Annotated in this window: 16 protein-coding genes and 1 tRNA gene; 6 read left to right on the top strand and 11 right to left on the bottom strand. The window is 43.7% G+C overall.

Going from position 1 to position 16,727, the window contains the following annotated elements; all coding sequences use genetic code 11:
* Positions 1 to 82: 82 nt before the first annotated feature.
* From NE535_RS16360 to NE535_RS16315, 10 genes are all read right to left on the bottom strand, one after another.
* Entirely contained in the window at positions 83 to 1,783 is a 1,701-nt protein-coding gene (locus tag NE535_RS16360) for a Na(+)/H(+) antiporter subunit D (protein ID WP_261299671.1), read from the bottom strand.
* The gene (locus tag NE535_RS16355; protein WP_261299670.1) at positions 1,770 to 2,165 is read right to left on the bottom strand and encodes a hypothetical protein; all 396 of its coding nucleotides are present in this window, start codon (positions 2,163 to 2,165) and stop codon (positions 1,770 to 1,772) included. The genes NE535_RS16360 and NE535_RS16355 overlap by 14 nt, the downstream gene beginning before the upstream one ends.
* Positions 2,155 to 3,645: a monovalent cation/H+ antiporter subunit D family protein gene (locus NE535_RS16350; protein ID WP_261299669.1), complete on the bottom strand. Its 1,491-nt coding sequence runs from the start codon at positions 3,643 to 3,645 to the stop codon at positions 2,155 to 2,157. The genes NE535_RS16355 and NE535_RS16350 overlap by 11 nt, the downstream gene beginning before the upstream one ends.
* Complete coding sequence (locus NE535_RS16345; RefSeq protein ID WP_261299668.1) at positions 3,642 to 5,120, bottom strand: monovalent cation/H+ antiporter subunit D family protein; 1,479 nt, start codon at positions 5,118 to 5,120, stop codon at positions 3,642 to 3,644. The genes NE535_RS16350 and NE535_RS16345 overlap by 4 nt, the downstream gene beginning before the upstream one ends.
* Positions 5,120 to 5,482 (bottom strand): cation:proton antiporter subunit C, encoded by a 363-nt coding sequence (locus tag NE535_RS16340; RefSeq protein ID WP_261299667.1) that lies wholly within the window; start codon positions 5,480 to 5,482, stop codon positions 5,120 to 5,122. Before NE535_RS16340 ends, NE535_RS16345 begins: the two co-directional genes overlap by 1 nt.
* Positions 5,463 to 6,458 (bottom strand): Na(+)/H(+) antiporter subunit B, encoded by a 996-nt coding sequence (locus tag NE535_RS16335; protein ID WP_261299666.1) that lies wholly within the window; start codon positions 6,456 to 6,458, stop codon positions 5,463 to 5,465. Before NE535_RS16335 ends, NE535_RS16340 begins: the two co-directional genes overlap by 20 nt.
* A 26-nt stretch (positions 6,459 to 6,484) precedes the next feature.
* Positions 6,485 to 6,826 (bottom strand): monovalent cation/H(+) antiporter subunit G, encoded by a 342-nt coding sequence (gene mnhG / locus NE535_RS16330; RefSeq protein ID WP_261299665.1) that lies wholly within the window; start codon positions 6,824 to 6,826, stop codon positions 6,485 to 6,487.
* Entirely contained in the window at positions 6,823 to 7,119 is a 297-nt protein-coding gene (locus tag NE535_RS16325; RefSeq protein WP_261299664.1) for an MrpF/PhaF family protein, read from the bottom strand. The genes mnhG and NE535_RS16325 overlap by 4 nt, the downstream gene beginning before the upstream one ends.
* A complete protein-coding gene (locus NE535_RS16320) occupies positions 7,119 to 7,619 on the bottom strand; it encodes a Na+/H+ antiporter subunit E (RefSeq protein WP_261299663.1) in 501 nt (166 codons plus the stop codon). Before NE535_RS16320 ends, NE535_RS16325 begins: the two co-directional genes overlap by 1 nt.
* Positions 7,620 to 7,693: 74 nt before the next feature.
* The gene (locus NE535_RS16315; protein ID WP_261299662.1) at positions 7,694 to 8,146 is read right to left on the bottom strand and encodes a hypothetical protein; all 453 of its coding nucleotides are present in this window, start codon (positions 8,144 to 8,146) and stop codon (positions 7,694 to 7,696) included.
* A gap of 858 nt (positions 8,147 to 9,004) precedes the next feature.
* Between NE535_RS16315 and dmeF the strand changes: the two genes are divergently transcribed.
* From dmeF to NE535_RS16285, 6 genes are all read left to right on the top strand, one after another.
* Positions 9,005 to 10,036 carry a CDF family Co(II)/Ni(II) efflux transporter DmeF gene (gene dmeF / locus NE535_RS16310; protein WP_261299661.1) on the top strand — a complete coding sequence of 344 codons (1,032 nt, stop codon included), beginning with the start codon at positions 9,005 to 9,007 and terminating at the stop codon, positions 10,034 to 10,036.
* A gap of 116 nt (positions 10,037 to 10,152) precedes the next feature.
* A tRNA-Trp gene (locus NE535_RS16305) sits at positions 10,153 to 10,229 on the top strand.
* 599 nt (positions 10,230 to 10,828) lie between these two features.
* Entirely contained in the window at positions 10,829 to 11,290 is a 462-nt protein-coding gene (locus NE535_RS16300; protein WP_261299660.1) for a MaoC family dehydratase, read from the top strand.
* Positions 11,291 to 11,437: 147 nt separating this feature from the next.
* The gene (locus NE535_RS16295) at positions 11,438 to 12,601 is read left to right on the top strand and encodes a CaiB/BaiF CoA transferase family protein (RefSeq protein WP_261299659.1); all 1,164 of its coding nucleotides are present in this window, start codon (positions 11,438 to 11,440) and stop codon (positions 12,599 to 12,601) included.
* Between the two features lie 165 nt (positions 12,602 to 12,766).
* Entirely contained in the window at positions 12,767 to 13,555 is a 789-nt protein-coding gene (locus NE535_RS16290; protein ID WP_261299658.1) for an enoyl-CoA hydratase/isomerase family protein, read from the top strand.
* A 207-nt stretch (positions 13,556 to 13,762) separates the two neighbouring features.
* Positions 13,763 to 14,587: an enoyl-CoA hydratase/isomerase family protein gene (locus tag NE535_RS16285; RefSeq protein ID WP_261299657.1), complete on the top strand. Its 825-nt coding sequence runs from the start codon at positions 13,763 to 13,765 to the stop codon at positions 14,585 to 14,587.
* A 354-nt stretch (positions 14,588 to 14,941) separates the two neighbouring features.
* Here NE535_RS16285 and NE535_RS16280 read toward each other — a convergent pair whose 3' ends face one another.
* Positions 14,942 to 16,519 (bottom strand): class I adenylate-forming enzyme family protein, encoded by a 1,578-nt coding sequence (locus NE535_RS16280; RefSeq protein WP_261299656.1) that lies wholly within the window; start codon positions 16,517 to 16,519, stop codon positions 14,942 to 14,944.
* Positions 16,520 to 16,727: the final 208 nt, after the last annotated feature.

The raw sequence follows: 16,727 nt of genomic DNA, 5'->3' as shown, positions 1-16,727 counted from the left end.
CCTTGGCTAATACTAAGGTTTGATACCAGCCTATTCGCAATTACAGTGTTCAAATAGGCTAGCTTATACTTGATGAGAACGATTAGCTCACAAAGCCAATGAACAGGTAGGTTGCGAGAATAACCGCTACCCAGAGCACCATATTGCCAGAGGGATAGTCGGTGGACATAAGGCTACCACCTCCTTTGTATTGACGTGATAAAAACGTCTGACATTGGTTTAGTTTGCTTCGTATTGATTGACGTATTTCTGCGTCTACTTTCCAAATCACCGCAAATATACGCTGCAGAGCATTAGGCACTAAACGCCTGTAGACCCAATCAATGTCAAGATGAGTGGAGCGTAATTCTGGCGGATACTTACCTTTAAGGTTCAACCAGACGAAGGCCAGTGCTGAGAATAACAGCAGCTGTGTCTGGGCGAGTACATGGGTTGCATCATAGGGATTATAGCCAGTATCGTATGGTAATAACGAGTAGAGCGCAGCCGGGTAGATACCAATACCTATACACAGACCGGCTGATATAAACATAGCCAATAACATGTTGTTTGGTGGATCGTTTGCTCTTATGCCTGAGTCATGTGCAAAGAACGCAAAATAAGGGATTTTGATACCTGCATGGTGGAATACACCCGCCGAGGCAAACAATAGCATTAACCAGACCCAATCATGACCCGTTTCAATGGCAGCCGACATCACCATAGATTTACTGACAAAACCGCTAAACAGCGGGAATGCTGAAATAGAGGCTGCGCCTACAATACATAATATTGTGGTTTTAGGCATGGTTTTATAAAGGCCACCGAGATCTGAACCATTTATTCGTCCAGTCATGTGCAATACAGCCCCCATGCTCATAAATAACAGGCCTTTAAAGATCACATCGTTAAAGGCGTGAGAAACAGCCCCATTTAATGCTAGTGAGGTGCCAATACCTATACCTACTACCATAAAGCCGACTTGGTTAATCAAGCTATAAGCAAGTACTCGACGAAGATCGTTTTCAATTACCGCAAAGAAGATAGGGAAGCAAGTCATTGCTGCGCCGATATAAATTAGAAACTCCGTACCGGGGTAGGCTCTAGCCAGTGCATAAACTGCCACCTTGGTGGTAAAAGCACTCAGAATAACGGTACCAGTTGGTGTCGCTTCAGGGTAGGCATCGGTAAGCCATGTGTGAAAAAAAGGAAAGGCACATTTAATACCAAAGGCGATAAATATTAGCCAACCAGCTATGCCATCTAATCCTATTTTATCGAAGGCGACACTGCCTGTTTCAGCTATATGAAACAGTGCGCCTACCAGTAGAATAACCCCTGACAGTACTTGCATGATTAGGTAGCGCATACCAGCGCTATAAGCGCGAGAAGTACGACGAGCCCAAATGAGAAATACTGAGGTAAACGCCAATAGCTCCCAAAACACAAATAGAGTAAGTAAGTCTCCCGCAAACACGGCACCAATGGCGCTTCCCGCGTATAGCATGGTTGCTACTTGCTGCACAGTATCTTTAACGTGAAGTGAATAGATGATCGAAATTAATGCTGCAATATGAAAAATATAGCCAAACATCAGGCTCAATTTGTCAGCGCGATAGGGGACTAATTCATAGTCTAAAAACATGAATTGAAGATGGACACCCTCAGGTACAGTCCACAAGTGCAACCCACTGACGATAGGTATTGCTATCATCAATGCGCCGCGGAGTTTCCCATGAGTTGTAGCAGCAATCAAACCGCCGATTAAAAACAATACAAAGGGCGGTAATTCAAGCATCCACATTGCGATCACCTTTATTGTTATTTCTAATTTCGCTTAAGTGTTCTTTTTCAGACTCGACATCAGTTGCAGCGGCTATACTAAGAGCTGCTTGGTTGTCCTCGATTTCATTGTCGTTATTTTCCTGACCATCATTATCTTGATCATAATAGTCTTCTGGGCGCATCAAAAAGGTTCGCATCCAGCTTGCGACCAATACCAATATCACACAGCCAACAAAACCATAGATAGGATAAAAGAGAGGTAAGTTTTCCCAGGGATGAGAAACATGACGGTGAATGACAAAATCAAGTATCACAAGTAATCCGCAGCAAGCATATAACAGGTATAAAACTCGCTGGATATTTTTGGGATTATCAAAAATGTACTGCTTCTCATTGTCCATGGCTAACTCCAGATACAGTCAAGATAGTTTTCGCCAATTCATAAACGGGCTGTGGATGGATGAACATAATCAAGCAGCCTAATGATGTGATAGTTAATGCAATTAAAGAGGGTAATGGCGCTTCTTTGATTGTGTTTTTTTCTGGCTTTTCATCCTTGCCAGGGAAAAACGCATGATAAGGGATGGGCAATAGGTAGGCGATATTGAGCAACGAACTCAGCATCAAGGTGACCATTACAACCCAATAACCTGTTTCAACGGTAGCCATTAATAGGAACCATTTACTCCATGTTCCACCAGTGGGTGGAACGCCGATAATGCTAAGGCTGCCAATAAAAAAAGCGGCCATAGTGATTGGCATTGTATAACCTAAACCACGCATCTCACTGACCTTCGATTTATGACAGGCTACTAAAATTGCACCTGCGCAAAAGAACAGCGTGATCTTGCCAAAGGCATGGGAAGCAATATGCATAGCGCTACCGATAACCCCTGATGAGGTTGCTAGTAATGCACCGATAGTGATGTAACCCAATTGACTCACGGTAGAGTACGCTAATCTGGCTTTCAAGTTGTCTTGTCGCATCGCCACGATAGAAGCTACTAATACAGAAAAAGTCGCTAAGTACAGCAAAAACTCTGTGGTGGGCAGTTTAGGTAATAGGTCGAGTCCAAAAATAAAAATACAGACTTTGATTACCGTAAATACTCCGGCTTTTACCACCGCTACAGCATGCAACAGGGCGCTAACTGGAGTTGGTGCAACCATAGCAGCAGGTAGCCAGCGATGAAATGGCATGATGGCTGCTTTGCCTATACCAAAGATAAAGAGTACTAAGATTACGCCAGCCATGGTGGTATTAACTTTGTCATCAAAGACACCGCCTGCGGTAAACTCAAGGCTGCCACTAATTAACCAAGTCAATACAATCGCTAACAGGAAGAATACGATTGAGGTACTAAGTAAAATACCAAGGTAGACGCGACCACCCTGTTTAGCTTTGTCTGTACCGGCATGCGTCACCAGTGGATAGGTTGATAAGGTTATCACTTCATAAAAGATGAATAGGGTAAATAGATTGGCTGAAAAGGCGAGTCCCATAACCGCACTAATGGCTAAAGCGAAGCAAATGTAAAAGCGAGTTTGGTTTTCCTCACCGTGACCACGCATATAGCCTATGGCATAAATAGTAGTAATTAACCAAAGAAAACTAGCAACTAGTGCGAATAACATTCCTAGTGGTTCAACAACAAAGCTCACCTCTAACCCAGGCATCAGTTCCCACCAAGACACCTCAATGCTTGCTCCAGCCTTGATCGCTTGATAAAGGTTGATCACGCAGTAAAGTACCGCAAGACTGGTGCTAATGGTGACAGCCTCACGAAGGTTAGGTTTCTTTGCTGTTATTGCTATTGCAAAGGTTGCCAGCAGTGGCAATAAGATAGTTAGCTGTAACATCAGCGCCAAAGATGAGGTCATGGGTTTATTCCAAACAAACTTTGAGAAGCCGCCTGTGCAACTTGCACACTTAGGCGAGTATCGATACCGAAATAGATATTAGCGATGACGAGTGCCCAAATAGGCGCAAGGAATGTCCAAGGTGCCTCTTTGACTGTTTCCCGCCCTGGTAGTGGCGGCTTAAAGTAAGCCATTTCCACAATGCGCCAGATATAGACAATTGCCAGTAATGAACCGAGTAGGATAAGTACGGCAACTGACCACATACCAGCTTCAACACTGGCGATAAGCAGATACCATTTACTGATAAAACCGACGGATAAGGGCACACCAATAAGACTCAACCCACCAATGACTATGGCTGACATGGTTAATGGCATTTGTCTTCCCAGGCCTTGAAATTGACTCAATTGAACGCTGCCAATTCGGTACATTATTGCGCCTAATGCTAAAAACAGGGCGCTTTTCATTAAGGCATGGTTAAACAGATGCAGTAAGGTTGCCATCACGCCAGTACTGGTATTAATGGAGTAACCGATGATCATATAGCCGACTTGCGCGATACTTGAGTAGGCTAAGATATGTTTAACATTTTGCTGATATATGGCAGTAACAGAAGCAACAAAAACACCCACAAGCCCTAGCACCATTAAAATGCTTTGTAAGGGGAGAGTGGTAAACGAGAAACTGATACCAAATACAGTAAAAGTAAATCTGATCAGTAAGTAAACTGCTACTTTTGTTGAGGTTGCAGCTAAAAAAGCCGTTACTATTGAAGGTGCGTAGGCATAAGCATTAGGCAACCACAGGTGGAGTGGGAATAGTGCTAGCTTTAAGCAGAGGCCGACAATTAAGAACGCGAAAGCGACAAATACTGTGCGGGTGTGGCCAACGTCAACCAATCTAATCGCGAGATCACTCATGTTGAGCGTGCCCGTCATTTGATAGAGCATGCCGATACCAATCAAAATAAAGGTGGCCCCAATGGTACCCATAATCAGGTATTGGAAAGCGGCCCAAAGTGCACGTCTGTCATTACCTAAGGCGATTAAAGCGTAGGCCGAAAGCGAGGAAATCTCTAAAAAGACAAATACATTAAATGCATCGCCAGTAGCCACGATGCCGTACATACCTGTCAAAGATAACAGGTAGAGGCTGTAAAATAGGGTGTGGCGATCTTCGCTCAATTCTTTTTGTATGCTAGTGTTGGCGGCAAACATCACCACAGTAGCAATGGTTGATATAATCAGCAGTAAAAAGGCATTAAGTTTATCTATGCGTAATTCAATCCCCCAAGGCGCTTCCCATCCCCCAAGTTCATAGGTAATAGTCCCTGATTTCATCACTTCTATCAGTAATAGTGTGCTGTTGGTGCAGGTCGCAGCACAGACTAATAAGGCAAATATCCACACTAGTTTTGAACGGTTTAAGAACCAGCATAATGGGGCGGCCATTAGCGGCACCACCACTTGTAAAATAGGCAGGTGAGCTAACACTATGATTTTTCCTCGTTTAGCTGATCTAGTTTTTGTATCTCATCTTCTTCGACACAGCCATATGATTCTTTGATTCTGATGACCAATGCGAGCCCAAGTGCTGTGGTCGCGATACCGACTACAATGGCGGTAAGAATTAATACATGAGGTAGAGGGTTAGAGTAATCGCTAATTCCTTCAGCTAAGATAGGTGCGCTGCCACGCTCAACCACGCCTACGCTGATATAAAAGATAAACACTGAGGTTTGAAAAATGGTTAGTCCAACTAACTTCTTAACCAAATTACCATGGGCGATAACGATATAAAAACCGATCATCATCAACAGAATTGCGATCCAATAGTTATAGAGTCCGAGAAACATCCTGCTCCCCTTTTTGTTTGTTACTGTTTTGAATGGCTTGTCTGCGGGCATCAAAATTGAAAAAGATACTCAACATGACCGATGCGACAGTGATACCCACCCCTAATTCAATAATGAGTATCCCGATATGTTGACCATCAATAGGATCATCAGCTAGCACGTTATAATCTAAGAAGTTGGCACCATTTATCATCGAAACAACCCCGACAGAGGCGTAAAGTAAAAGCCCCACCGCGGCGAGCAGTTGAATTATCGACGGGTTAAACACCTTTTGAGCGGTATCTAAACCAAATAGCATGGTGTAAAGAATAATCCCTGCTGCGAAGATCACACCAGCTTGGAAGCCCCCGCCAGGACCAAAGTCACCATGGAATTGTACATATAACGCAAACAGCAAGATGAAAGGGATAAGAGCTTTACTGACAATGCGTACAACCATATGACGCTCATGCATCTGCTCTTCAGTGGCTTCATCAGATGAAGTTTTTTTACGGCGTCTGGGCAGTGTTAATAATGAAAGCACGCCAATACCGGCGGTAAAAATAACGGCGACTTCACCTAAGGTGTCAAATGCACGGTAGCTTCCTAAAACCGCAGTCACAATATTAGGGACACCGACTTCCTGCATAGATTCATTAATATAACGCGGCGCAACATGTTGATGAACTGGCGCATCAGCAGCACCAAAATAAGGCATATCCATGGTGCCATAAATCAACATGCCTCCAGTGACTAGTACCACAAATAGTGCCAGAAAAGGTTTATGGCGCTTAGGGGCTTCTTTACGACCCGTTATGGTAATGGCTGCTAACATGAGTAAGCCCGATATTCCAGCCCCCACGGAAGCTTCGGTAAAGGCCACATCTACGGCATCTACTACCACAAAGAAACACGCAGATAATAAGCCATAAATGCCACTTAACATGACAACCGCTAATAGATTGCGAGTCCGAACGATTGCGATGGCGATGACCACTAAAAATATTAACAGTATTACATCAACTAAAGCTTCGATGGCTTGTTCCCTCCCTGATCATCGGGTTTAGCCTGTAGCGGTAACAGGCCATTATGCAATGCTGCTTTTGCTAATGCATGGCTGGCAGATGGATTGATAAATAGCGTACACATTAAAATCAAAATCAGCTTCATAAGTACGACACCATTGGGACTTTGCAACATTAAGCCAATTAGCACTAGGCTTGCACCTAAGGTGTCGGTAACGCTTGCTGCATGCATGCGAGTGTAAAAGTCTGGAAAACGGATAATGCCAATTCCACCAGAAAAGCAAAGAAAGCAACCTATTAGCAGGCATAATCCACTGCTTATTTCGAGGAACACGTTCATTTGTCACTCTCCTGAGTTGAAGAGGGGGGGTAAGGGGTAACTTTGAACTCGGCAGAATCGGAGTAACGTAAAACTCCGATAACACTGATAAAGTTAATTAGGGCATAGACGAGGGCGATGTCAAGAAACTCTGGTCGTCCCATTAAAAAGCCCAAAACTGAAATCAGTAAAATGGCTTTGGTGCCAAAAAAATTGAAGGCTAATATACGATCGTAAAGTGTGGGACCGACGATACAGCGAATGATTGCGAGTAGCATAACAACAAGAATGGCGATTGTGGCGGCAGCTAACATTAGTTTTCAAGCTCCTTTACCCGGAGATCCATCTCTCCGGTTTTTAGTATCTCGACATCATCCTTATGCAAAGCATGAACAGTGAGTTGGTCATCAATTAAATCTATTGCGACGGTTCCAGGGGTTAGGGTAATTGAGTTAGCGTAGATGACTTTATTAATATCAGAGCATTGACGAGTGTCTATCTTAGTAAGTATTGGTGAAATACTGCTGTTGCCTATCCAGATATGTTTAACCACACTAATGTTAGATAAAACCACCTGCTTTGCTAACCACAGCGCATAACTTGGCATATTGGCATTTAGACGAATAGGGTGAGTTTCTTGGTCGATAACATCCATTTTTTGGGCAATGTAAAGTACCAGCATGATGGAACCTACACCCAGCGACAGTAAAAGAGGATTACTGTAATTTGAATTAATCCACCAAAATAGAGCCAGTGTTAATATCAGGACAAGTCTGTGGCTTGGAACAACGCCGCTTTTGTTTTCTTGTTTCATATTGATTAATGTTTTTTGATAGTTAAGTGCTTAAAATCCGTCATGTTTAAAACTTTTTTGGCCTTATCCACTCGTTAGTCATCTCGTTCACATGACGCCTCGTTGACTAATGCATGATAAATCTGGCTTTGCAGCCTTTGTAGAGAGTTAGTCGATGGTGGTAGTTCGTTCATCGTTCTATCTACTATTCGCTTAAGTAGCTGATCACGAGTTACATTTGCTGGTATGCATAATTCTGTTGGTGCAATTTTTGATGTCAGGTTACCTACTCGAATACGATACGCCCTGTCAGCAAACCCTTCTGAACCTTTTTTAAGCTCAAACTGTTGCGTTTTGTTGAATGTGCCTGCAAGAAATCCTTGAATATAGTAAGCGCAAGGTTTAGTGGAAATGTCAGTCGATTCTTTGTTTAGTGACATGCAGGACGATAGAATCAGCTGTTCTTCTGTGTTTGCATTATTTGAGATGGCAGATTGCGAAAAAGTGAGCGTAAATGTTAATAGCGCTAAGAGTTGGACGATTCGCATAACAATCCCTTTATAGTTCTATTCATTGCAAATTCACCTACTGAAATATATCGATGCAGCATTCATTAGGTACTTTTAAATCTTTGTATAGTTAATATAAGTTTGTTGTGAAGTCCCCAAATTTTGTAGCGTTTAAACTAATCATCAAATCGTTCCGATTAACATAGTTTGTACGACAAATTGGTCTTGCATTTAACCTTTTGTTGTCAATTATTTAATCATTGCCATTCTTTTATAGCATACAAAAAACAAATTTGAACACTAAGCGAATGTAAACAGCCTATTTTTTGTTATATCGATCATATTTCTAGTTGTGCCGCTGAGGTCTAGTGGGGCTTCGATAGTCAGTTGTTTACAGTAATTTGGGATAAAGGAGTGGGTTGATGAGAAGTGGGAGAACGTGAATGCTTTTCGCTCAATTAGTGGAAGTTTATTAATCGAATATCAACTGCATGGACGCAGTTATTCTTTTATATTTGGACCATCATGGATGATTTAACGGCGTTTCGTTTAATAAACTTTCACGAGTTGTATAAAATACAATCACTCGTGCGGTAGCCCTGAGTTGATGAGTGTTTAATACTCGCTGCTAATGTAGTGGTTTCAACGGCTAACATTTAAAGTTATGACCAAATACAGGGGAACTGTTGATCTCGGCTTTAATCGTTACCATCAAATAAGTATTCCCCATTAAGACGTCAATTGACGATAGTGCACTATAATTTATAAATGAATATGATTTGTATTAGCAAAATCAATACTTGGTTCACAATTTTTAGTCGCTACCTTGTTAGTTTTTGTGAAGCTGTATATAACCTATTAGTAACTAAAATCCATCCTTTGTTTCTTGATGTAACCATGAATAATCACTCCACAGAAAAATGGGCTCAAACACATAATTTTAATCACCATAATCATGAAGGTGAAAAAAATACCCGCTATGTACTGCTTTTAACCATAGTGACAATGATAGTTGAGATTGTTGCTGGTACCGTTTATGGGTCTATGGCCTTATTAGCTGATGGCTGGCATATGGGAACCCACGCCGCAGCATTTATGATTACCCTATTTGCTTACCACTACGCTAGAAAACATGCAGACTCGCCACAGTTTGCATTCGGCACAGGTAAAGTCAGTGTATTGGGTGGTTTTACCAGCGCCATAGCCTTGGGAATGGTTGCATTGCTGATGTTGGTAGAATCGTTGTCGCGAATTTTCAATCCGCATGAGATTCAATTTGAACAAGCTATATTTGTCGCTGTGATTGGTTTAACGGTCAATATTGTTAGTGCATTCTTGTTAAAAGATCATCATTCGCACGACCATCACGACCATCACGACCATCACGACCATCACGACCATCACGACCATCACGACCATCACGACCATCACGACCATCACGACCATCATTCGCATGATAATCATGGTCATCATCATGATCACAATTTGAATGCAGCTTATATGCATGTACTGGCAGATGCGCTGACATCCTTATTAGCTATTTTTGCACTTGTTTTAGGTAAATATCTCGGTTGGTTATGGCTTGACCCAGTTATGGGCATAGTGGGGGCGATTATCATAACCAAGTGGGCCTATGGGCTTATTATGCATACCAGCCCAATATTGCTAGATGATAACAAAGCCGCAAAACAGCAAGAGTCAATAGAAGCATTTGTAGAACAGTATTGCGCTTGTGTTATAACTGATATCCATTTATGGCGCGCAAACTCTGCCGATTTTGTGTTAGTGATGTCAATTGTTGCTCATGAAAATATCGATAACCTGCAATTAAAAAGAGACTTAGAGTCAAAATTTAAGCAAATTAAGCATATTACCATCGAGATTCATCAATGTGACTTACCTGAATGCTCAACTGTAGCGGTTAAGTAATTTAGCTTTTGGATGATGACAGTGGCTAACTTGGCTGAAAATGCTGCAGTTAGCGGCATTTGTTGAAAAAGTGCTTTACCTTTTTCAGAGGTTTTAGCATAATGCCCCTCGTCAACAGGGGTGTAGTTCCAATTGGTAGAACAGCGGTCTCCAAAACCGATGGTTGCGGGTTCGAGTCCTGCCACCCCTGCCAAATTTAGAAGGCCTAGCAGAAATGCTAGGCCTTTGTCTTTTCTGGCATTTATCAATTTTTTACTTTCTTCTACAGCACCAACTCCTTACTTCATAAAACCTCAATTTTTTACATGGTGACCAAATGGTGACCATGACCTTTTCTATCATGGTCCTCTATGTTTAATTCTCGTCTTTCAAGTGAGTGTAAACTTTGGCGTATTGCAATGAGATTAACTAGGTTAAAAGTCGTAATTGGATCTACCTGTATGGCAGGTTCAACTAGGGGCTGTTAAGTTGACACTATCAGCAATCTTATTGGAAATTCAGTATTTGAGTAACGTTCCTTAAAGTGTGGATATGATCCATCAAACGTGATTGTTTGTAATAATTTTTTTGCATTATTCTAGCTCTATTGATTTGAAGGCTCGCATAGTTATTAGCATTTATTTTCAGAGGGTCTCCATGGGTAAAGCTATCGCTAAAGCCTCTTGGAGTATGGAATTAACATGTGCTAGCCGTGCATATATGAACTTTTTTATACCGTATTGCCTTACGCCTAAGCTTGGTCTACTTTTTGAGCTGCGCGGAAGCAAATTAAGTTGAACAAAGGATATCCACATGAACAAAATCGTACCTAAAAATGAGCTAGTTAATTACATTGGCACCAAAGTCGAACCAAGCGATTGGTATGAAGTTACCCAAGAACGCATTAACGAATTTGCCCACTGTACAGGCGATGACTACTTCATGCATGTTAATCCAGAAAAAGCGTCAAAAACGGATATGGGTGGCACCATTGCGCACGGCTTATTAACGCTAGGCTTAACACCTTACATCATGGCTAACTTCCCAATACCTGAGAATATGCCACATGGTTTTAATTATGGTTATGACAAGATTCGTTTCCTCGCACCGGTTCATACTGGTAAACGAGTACGTATACACGGAGAAGTGAAGGACGTTATTTGGAAGGATGAGCACAACTGCAAATTCGTCACAGCGTTAACTGTTGAAATTGAAGGTGAGGAAAAGCCAGCGCTATATGCTGAATGGATCCTTTACTACGAGACCGGTGAATAAGATTGCAGCCCCAATATCACTCGTATATTGGGGGCTATATATACAAGGCTGGTTTATGTAGTGGTTATTCCACATATATCAGTGAATAAAATTTAAATTTAGAAGGTCAACAGACCTAATTACGATTCATTATCTGAGGCTATACATATGAACAATACTTCAAATACTCCATTAGACGGCATCCGCGTTCTTGATTTCACCCAGGCTGAGCAGGGCCCTGCTGGCACTTTAATGCTTGCTGATTTTGGTGCCGATGTGATCAAAGTCGAGCGCCCAGGTGCAGGTGATCTAAGTCGACATACTGTTGGTGGAACCTCTGTAGAGGCATTGAACAACCCGACCTATGTAGCCATGAATCGTAACAAGCGTTCGATGGAAATTGATACAAAAAGTGAAGCTGGAAAGCAGATTATTTATGAGCTTGTCAAAGAGATGGATGTGGTTGTAAACAATTTCCGCCCTGGCGTAATGGATAAGTTAGGCCTTGGCTATGAGAAGCTCAAAGAGATTAATCCAGGCATTATTTTTGCTTCGGCAACTGGCTACGGACCTGTCGGTCCCTATGCTGAAAAACCAGGTCAGGATATGGTAGCCCAAGCGTTGTCTGGTGTTATGGCTGTCACCGCGGACGCTTCAATTCCATCATCGATTTATCCAACTGCCCTATGTGATTACACAGGCGCAATGCATCTTTGTCAGGGCATTATGGCCGCGTTGATTGGTCGAGGCAAAACCGGTAAAGGTCGAAAAGTGGAGGTGTGTCTTTATGACTCAATGCTTTCTATGCAAATGCAAGAAGCCGCCTACTGGAGCAAATATAAACAGGTTCTGAACTGGGCTGCAATGCCACTTGCTGGTCACTTTATGGCTACGGATGGACCGATTGTGGTGATTGGCGCATTTATGCCTAACCCACTAAAAGCGATGTGCGCTGCATTGGAAATAGACGATCTGACCGTACCTTACCCAGATATGGCTTCTCAGATTAAAAACAAAGCGCTTATACAGAACACACTTCGCCAAGAAATTGCTAAATACACAATGGCTGATGCTTTGGCTCGTTTTGATGGACAGGATGTACTTTGTGCTCCGGTAAGAACACTAAGTGAAGCAATGGATGATCCGCAAACGAAGATTAACCATATGAAAATCGAAATCGATCACCCTATTCTTGGCAAAATGGATGTAGTGGGTTGTCCCGTTCATTTCGATGGCGAAGCAGTTAGCTTGCGCCACATGGCTCCACAGCTTGGTGAGCATACCGAAGAGATACTACGCGAATTTGGTTTGGACGGTAAGAACGCTGGATAAGTGTCCAGTATGACATGAATTAGGGCGTACTTAATTGACGATTGTTCATCCAATGAGGATGAATGCAGGCTTCCTCTACGCAGATTACGCAGATTTAGTTAGAGGAAGTCTGAAACGAAATTAAGCAAGCCGAACCGCAAACAATAAAATAGAGTGAGAAAAACCATGACGACTAGTTACCAAACAATCAATACATTTGAAAAAGATAATATTTTTTACTTAGAAGTAAACAGACCCGATGAGCTAAATGCATTGAGCAACACGGTTTTAGCAGAAATGTTGGATGCGATAAAAAATATCGATGTTACAAAATATATTGGCGTGATTCTTACTGGCTCTGGCGAGAAATCTTTTATCGCCGGTGCAGATATCACTGGTATGTCTAAAATGACGCCGGAAGAAACCGAAGACTTCGCTAAACTCGGTCAAGATGTGACTATCGCAATGGAAGACTTAGCGCTACCTATGATTGCTTGTGTTCATGGCTTTGCACTTGGCGGTGGATGTGAAATGGCCATGTCTTGTGACTTTATTTATGCTTCAAAACAAGCCGTGTTCGGACAGCCTGAAGTTAAATGGGGTGTATTACCTGCTTTTGGTGGCACCCAAAGACTGCCAAAATACATTGGTCGCAACCGAGCAAAAGAGCTTATCTATTCAGGCACGTTTATCGATGTTGATAAAGCCTATGAATGGGGCTTAGTGAATAAAATAACAGACGATAAAGCAAGCTGTTTACAAGCTGCTGTTGACTGTTTAAAAGTGATCGGCAGAAATGGCCCACTTGCTGTTGCAAGTGCAAAAGAAGTGATGAATGCGGGCAATGATATGTCAAATAAAGACGGCCTAAAACAGGAAGGTGAAGTTTTTGGCATCATTGCTAGATCTCATGATAAGGCGGAAGGTACCAAAGCATTTGTAGAGAAAAGACACCCAGTGTTTACAAGAAGCTAAATGGTGAGGGTGTAACTTGCGTTACGCCCTACCTATATTACCTAGACCCCAATAACTGGACCTGTTAACCCCCATCCGTTTGTTGATGAATACCGGCATCACAAGCTTACCAACAGACGGACATACGAAGGTTAGTAAAAAAACTAACAGGCGTGGGAGTCAGTAGGCTCTGGAAGCATTGCAATCACAGCAATTAAAGGAAAAGATATGACATACCAAAAACTACGCGTAGAGATCGCTAACAACGTAGCAACCGTGTTCCTGGTTAACCCACCAATGAACGTCATGACACTGGATATGAGACGCGAGTTGGACGAGGTCCTGACTAGCCTAGAGGCTGACCCAGAAGTCGCAGTGCTTGTACTCACAGGTGACGGTGACCGCTCTTTCGGCACTGGCTCAGATATCCAAGAATTTCCTGGACTGTTGGCAGACGGCGCAGTCGTTTCTCGCAAGCTTGCGCCTGAGAACGAAACATTCACTAAATTTGCCAATTTCCCGAAACCCACAGTCGCGGCTATTGAAGGCTTTGCGCTAGGCGGTGGCATGGAACTCGCCGCTGGCGCCGACATCATCGTGGTTGGCGAAAACGCAAGATTTGGCCTGCCTGAAATTAAACTTGGCGCCTTACCAGGCAGTGGTGGCACAGTACGTATCACACGCCGTATCGGTATTGGTCGCGTCAGTGAGTTGATGCTGCTGGGCGATATGGTCGATGCACAGCAAGTGCTCGCGTGGGGCTATGCCAACCGCATTGCGCCCAAGGGTGAAGTGCTGGCGCACGCGCACGAATTTGCCGCCAAGCTTGCAAAAGGTCCGAAGCAGGCAATGTGTGCCTGTAAGCAAGCGTTACGCTATGGCATGTACTTGCCTGAAGAGCAGGCGATTGCGAAATTGCTTGGTGTGATTGATGTGCTATCTCGCACCAATGATCTCCACGAAGGTGCTGACGCTTTCATTAATAAGCGTACTCCTGACTTTAAAGATCCGTTAGACACGTCAAAATTCGTTGGCTGTATTTTTCCAAAATAAACTTGCTCCCTACGTAGCAAGGGGCGACGAGATTCAGCTATGAGGCTTGAGTTTCCGAGTTAACGCCAGATAAATACATTTTGAATGTTAACGAGTCTACATAATATAAAACCCATTCGTTATTAAATGAATGGGTTTTTTATTGCTTTACTTTTGTGGGTTGCTGTTAGCTTTTTTCAAACATCTTATTCATAAAATGGTATGCAATAATGGCTCGACAAGCCTGTGTTTTAAATGATTAAGCAAAGCTTCGTTGCATTTTGATTGCCTCTCATTAAAAAATGAGAGGCACTCACAATCCTGACGCATCAAACCCGGTAAGCACTCATTATGACAAGTTAGAGGGCCTATTTCTTAAACTGCCTCGCGAGCCTGCTTTGTAAGCGCTTGCAGGTCGGTTTTACCGGTAGCCAAGAGCGGCATCTCATCGATGAAGTAGATACGGCGCGGATGGGAATATGCAGCACCGTGTGCGATATAGTAGTCAATGAGCTCTTTCTCGCTGAGGGTTGCCCCGACGTTGCGCACCACAAAAGCCACCGGAACCTGACCTTTCACTTCGTGGGGAACCGGCACAACACTGACATCGCGTACTTCAGGATGAGTGGCGAGAATGTTCTCGACTTCGGCCGGAAAGACATTCTCTCCCCCTACATTCATCTGGTCGTCGATACGCCCCTTAAAGGTAAACCAGCCGTCGGGGGCGCATGACACTATATCTCCGGTATACACCCAACCATCGCGGAAGCGTTCTGCCTGAGCATCTGGCCGGTTGTGATAGCCGAGCGCGTTGCATTCGCTGCGCACGATAAGTTCTCCCTCCTCTCCCTCTGGCACAGTGTTGCCATCGGTGCCGATGACCTTACACTCGAAGCCCGGAAGCGCGCGACCGATAGTGCCCAGCTTGTTTTGCCCACGTGGATTGAGGGTGATGATGGGACACTCCGTTAAACCGTACCCTTCGATCACATCAACATTAGGTAAAGTTTGCACCAGTTCGTCAAGAAGCGTGCGTGTCATAGGAGCAGACCCCACGTTGATGAACTCGAGGCTAGAGACATCCGCATGTGGTTTTTGTCGTGCAGCAGCCAGAATAAGCTCGTACGAGGCCGGTACACCGGTTGTGTATGTGCAGCGGTGTATATCGATTTCATCAATCACACGATCTGCGTCGAACTGTTTGAGAATGACTACCGAGCCCCCCTGGCTCAGGCACGGGAGTATTCCCGCAGCAGTAGCGTTCATATGGAATAGCGGTGTTGACAGCAAGACCCGTGAATCCTGATTGATTCGGTTGGATTCTACTAGAAGCTGAGCGGTACGTATTAGTCCATGGTGCGTAAGAAGAACCCCCTTAGGGCGTCCGGTCGAGCCTGAGGTGTATGCCTGTATGCAGAGGTCATTGCCAGCCGAACCATGATCGCAGCGTTCGGGTGAAGATGAAGCTAACCAATCCTCATAGCTTAGAAGTGGCCCTTGATCGGCATCGACGACAATACCAATCTCGGCCCCCCCATCGGACAGGCAAGCGAGGACCGATTCGACTTTCCCGGCACTGCCTAATACGATGCGACTCTCACAGTCTTGGGCCAGATCCATATGTTGTTGCGGCTTGAGCTTGAAGTTGAGAGGAGTTGCTACGGCGCCAGCTCTGATGATGCCGAGCATAACTTCGGGGAAGCGAATGTCGTTTTCGAAGATGACGAGGACGCGCTCAAAGGGCTTAACACCGAGCGAGATCAGTCCATTGGCAACCCGATTTATTCGCTCCTCTAGCTCAGCATAGGTAATCGACCGCTCCTCCTGGATGAGGGCGATTCGCTCCGGATAAAGGGATAGGCCTTTGTCGCACAGATGTGCGAGGCTGAATGCGTCTTTATCGAACATATTCGTCATCTCCATTTCACTGATAGTAATTTTGACTTTGACCATAATTCTAATCCAATCAGAGTGGTGATGATATGGTCAAGCAAAGAGGCACCCAACTGGGTGACTGCTCATGTTGCCACGTATTTACTCTTTAACAAAACACTTTCTACCATTGCTGATCTTGCTTTTATGAGCAAACCAATACCGCTATGAAGGTTATGATTTGACTTCGATTTTTTAATACTATGTGTCATCAACAAATAGGCTCGCC

Source organism: Shewanella holmiensis, from assembly GCF_025370255.1.
In the GTDB taxonomy this organism is placed as follows: domain Bacteria; phylum Pseudomonadota; class Gammaproteobacteria; order Enterobacterales; family Shewanellaceae; genus Shewanella; species Shewanella holmiensis.
The sequence above is the reverse complement of the archived record's forward strand: the minus strand, read 5'-3'. Positions and strand labels throughout refer to the sequence as shown.

Bases quoted from the DNA above. Each gene is read 5' to 3' on its own strand.
- NE535_RS16350 (WP_261299669.1), bottom strand. From the start codon at position 3,645: ATGACCTCATCTTTGGCGCTGATGTTACAGCTAACTATCTTATTGCCA.
- NE535_RS16320 (WP_261299663.1), bottom strand. From the start codon at position 7,619: ATGAAACAAGAAAACAAAAGCGGCGTTGTTCCAAGCCACAGACTTGTC.
- NE535_RS16285 (WP_261299657.1), top strand. From the start codon at position 13,763: ATGACATACCAAAAACTACGCGTAGAGATCGCTAACAACGTAGCAACC.
- NE535_RS16340 (WP_261299667.1), bottom strand. From the start codon at position 5,482: ATGTTTCTCGGACTCTATAACTATTGGATCGCAATTCTGTTGATGATG.
- NE535_RS16290 (WP_261299658.1), top strand. From the start codon at position 12,767: ATGACGACTAGTTACCAAACAATCAATACATTTGAAAAAGATAATATT.
- dmeF (WP_261299661.1), top strand. From the start codon at position 9,005: ATGAATAATCACTCCACAGAAAAATGGGCTCAAACACATAATTTTAAT.
- NE535_RS16315 (WP_261299662.1), bottom strand. From the start codon at position 8,146: ATGCGAATCGTCCAACTCTTAGCGCTATTAACATTTACGCTCACTTTT.
- NE535_RS16280 (WP_261299656.1), bottom strand. From the start codon at position 16,519: ATGGTCAAAGTCAAAATTACTATCAGTGAAATGGAGATGACGAATATG.
- NE535_RS16295 (WP_261299659.1), top strand. From the start codon at position 11,438: ATGAACAATACTTCAAATACTCCATTAGACGGCATCCGCGTTCTTGAT.
- NE535_RS16355 (WP_261299670.1), bottom strand. From the start codon at position 2,165: ATGGACAATGAGAAGCAGTACATTTTTGATAATCCCAAAAATATCCAG.
- NE535_RS16325 (WP_261299664.1), bottom strand. From the start codon at position 7,119: ATGTTAGCTGCCGCCACAATCGCCATTCTTGTTGTTATGCTACTCGCA.
- NE535_RS16360 (WP_261299671.1), bottom strand. From the start codon at position 1,783: ATGTGGATGCTTGAATTACCGCCCTTTGTATTGTTTTTAATCGGCGGT.
- mnhG (WP_261299665.1), bottom strand. From the start codon at position 6,826: ATGAACGTGTTCCTCGAAATAAGCAGTGGATTATGCCTGCTAATAGGT.
- NE535_RS16300 (WP_261299660.1), top strand. From the start codon at position 10,829: ATGAACAAAATCGTACCTAAAAATGAGCTAGTTAATTACATTGGCACC.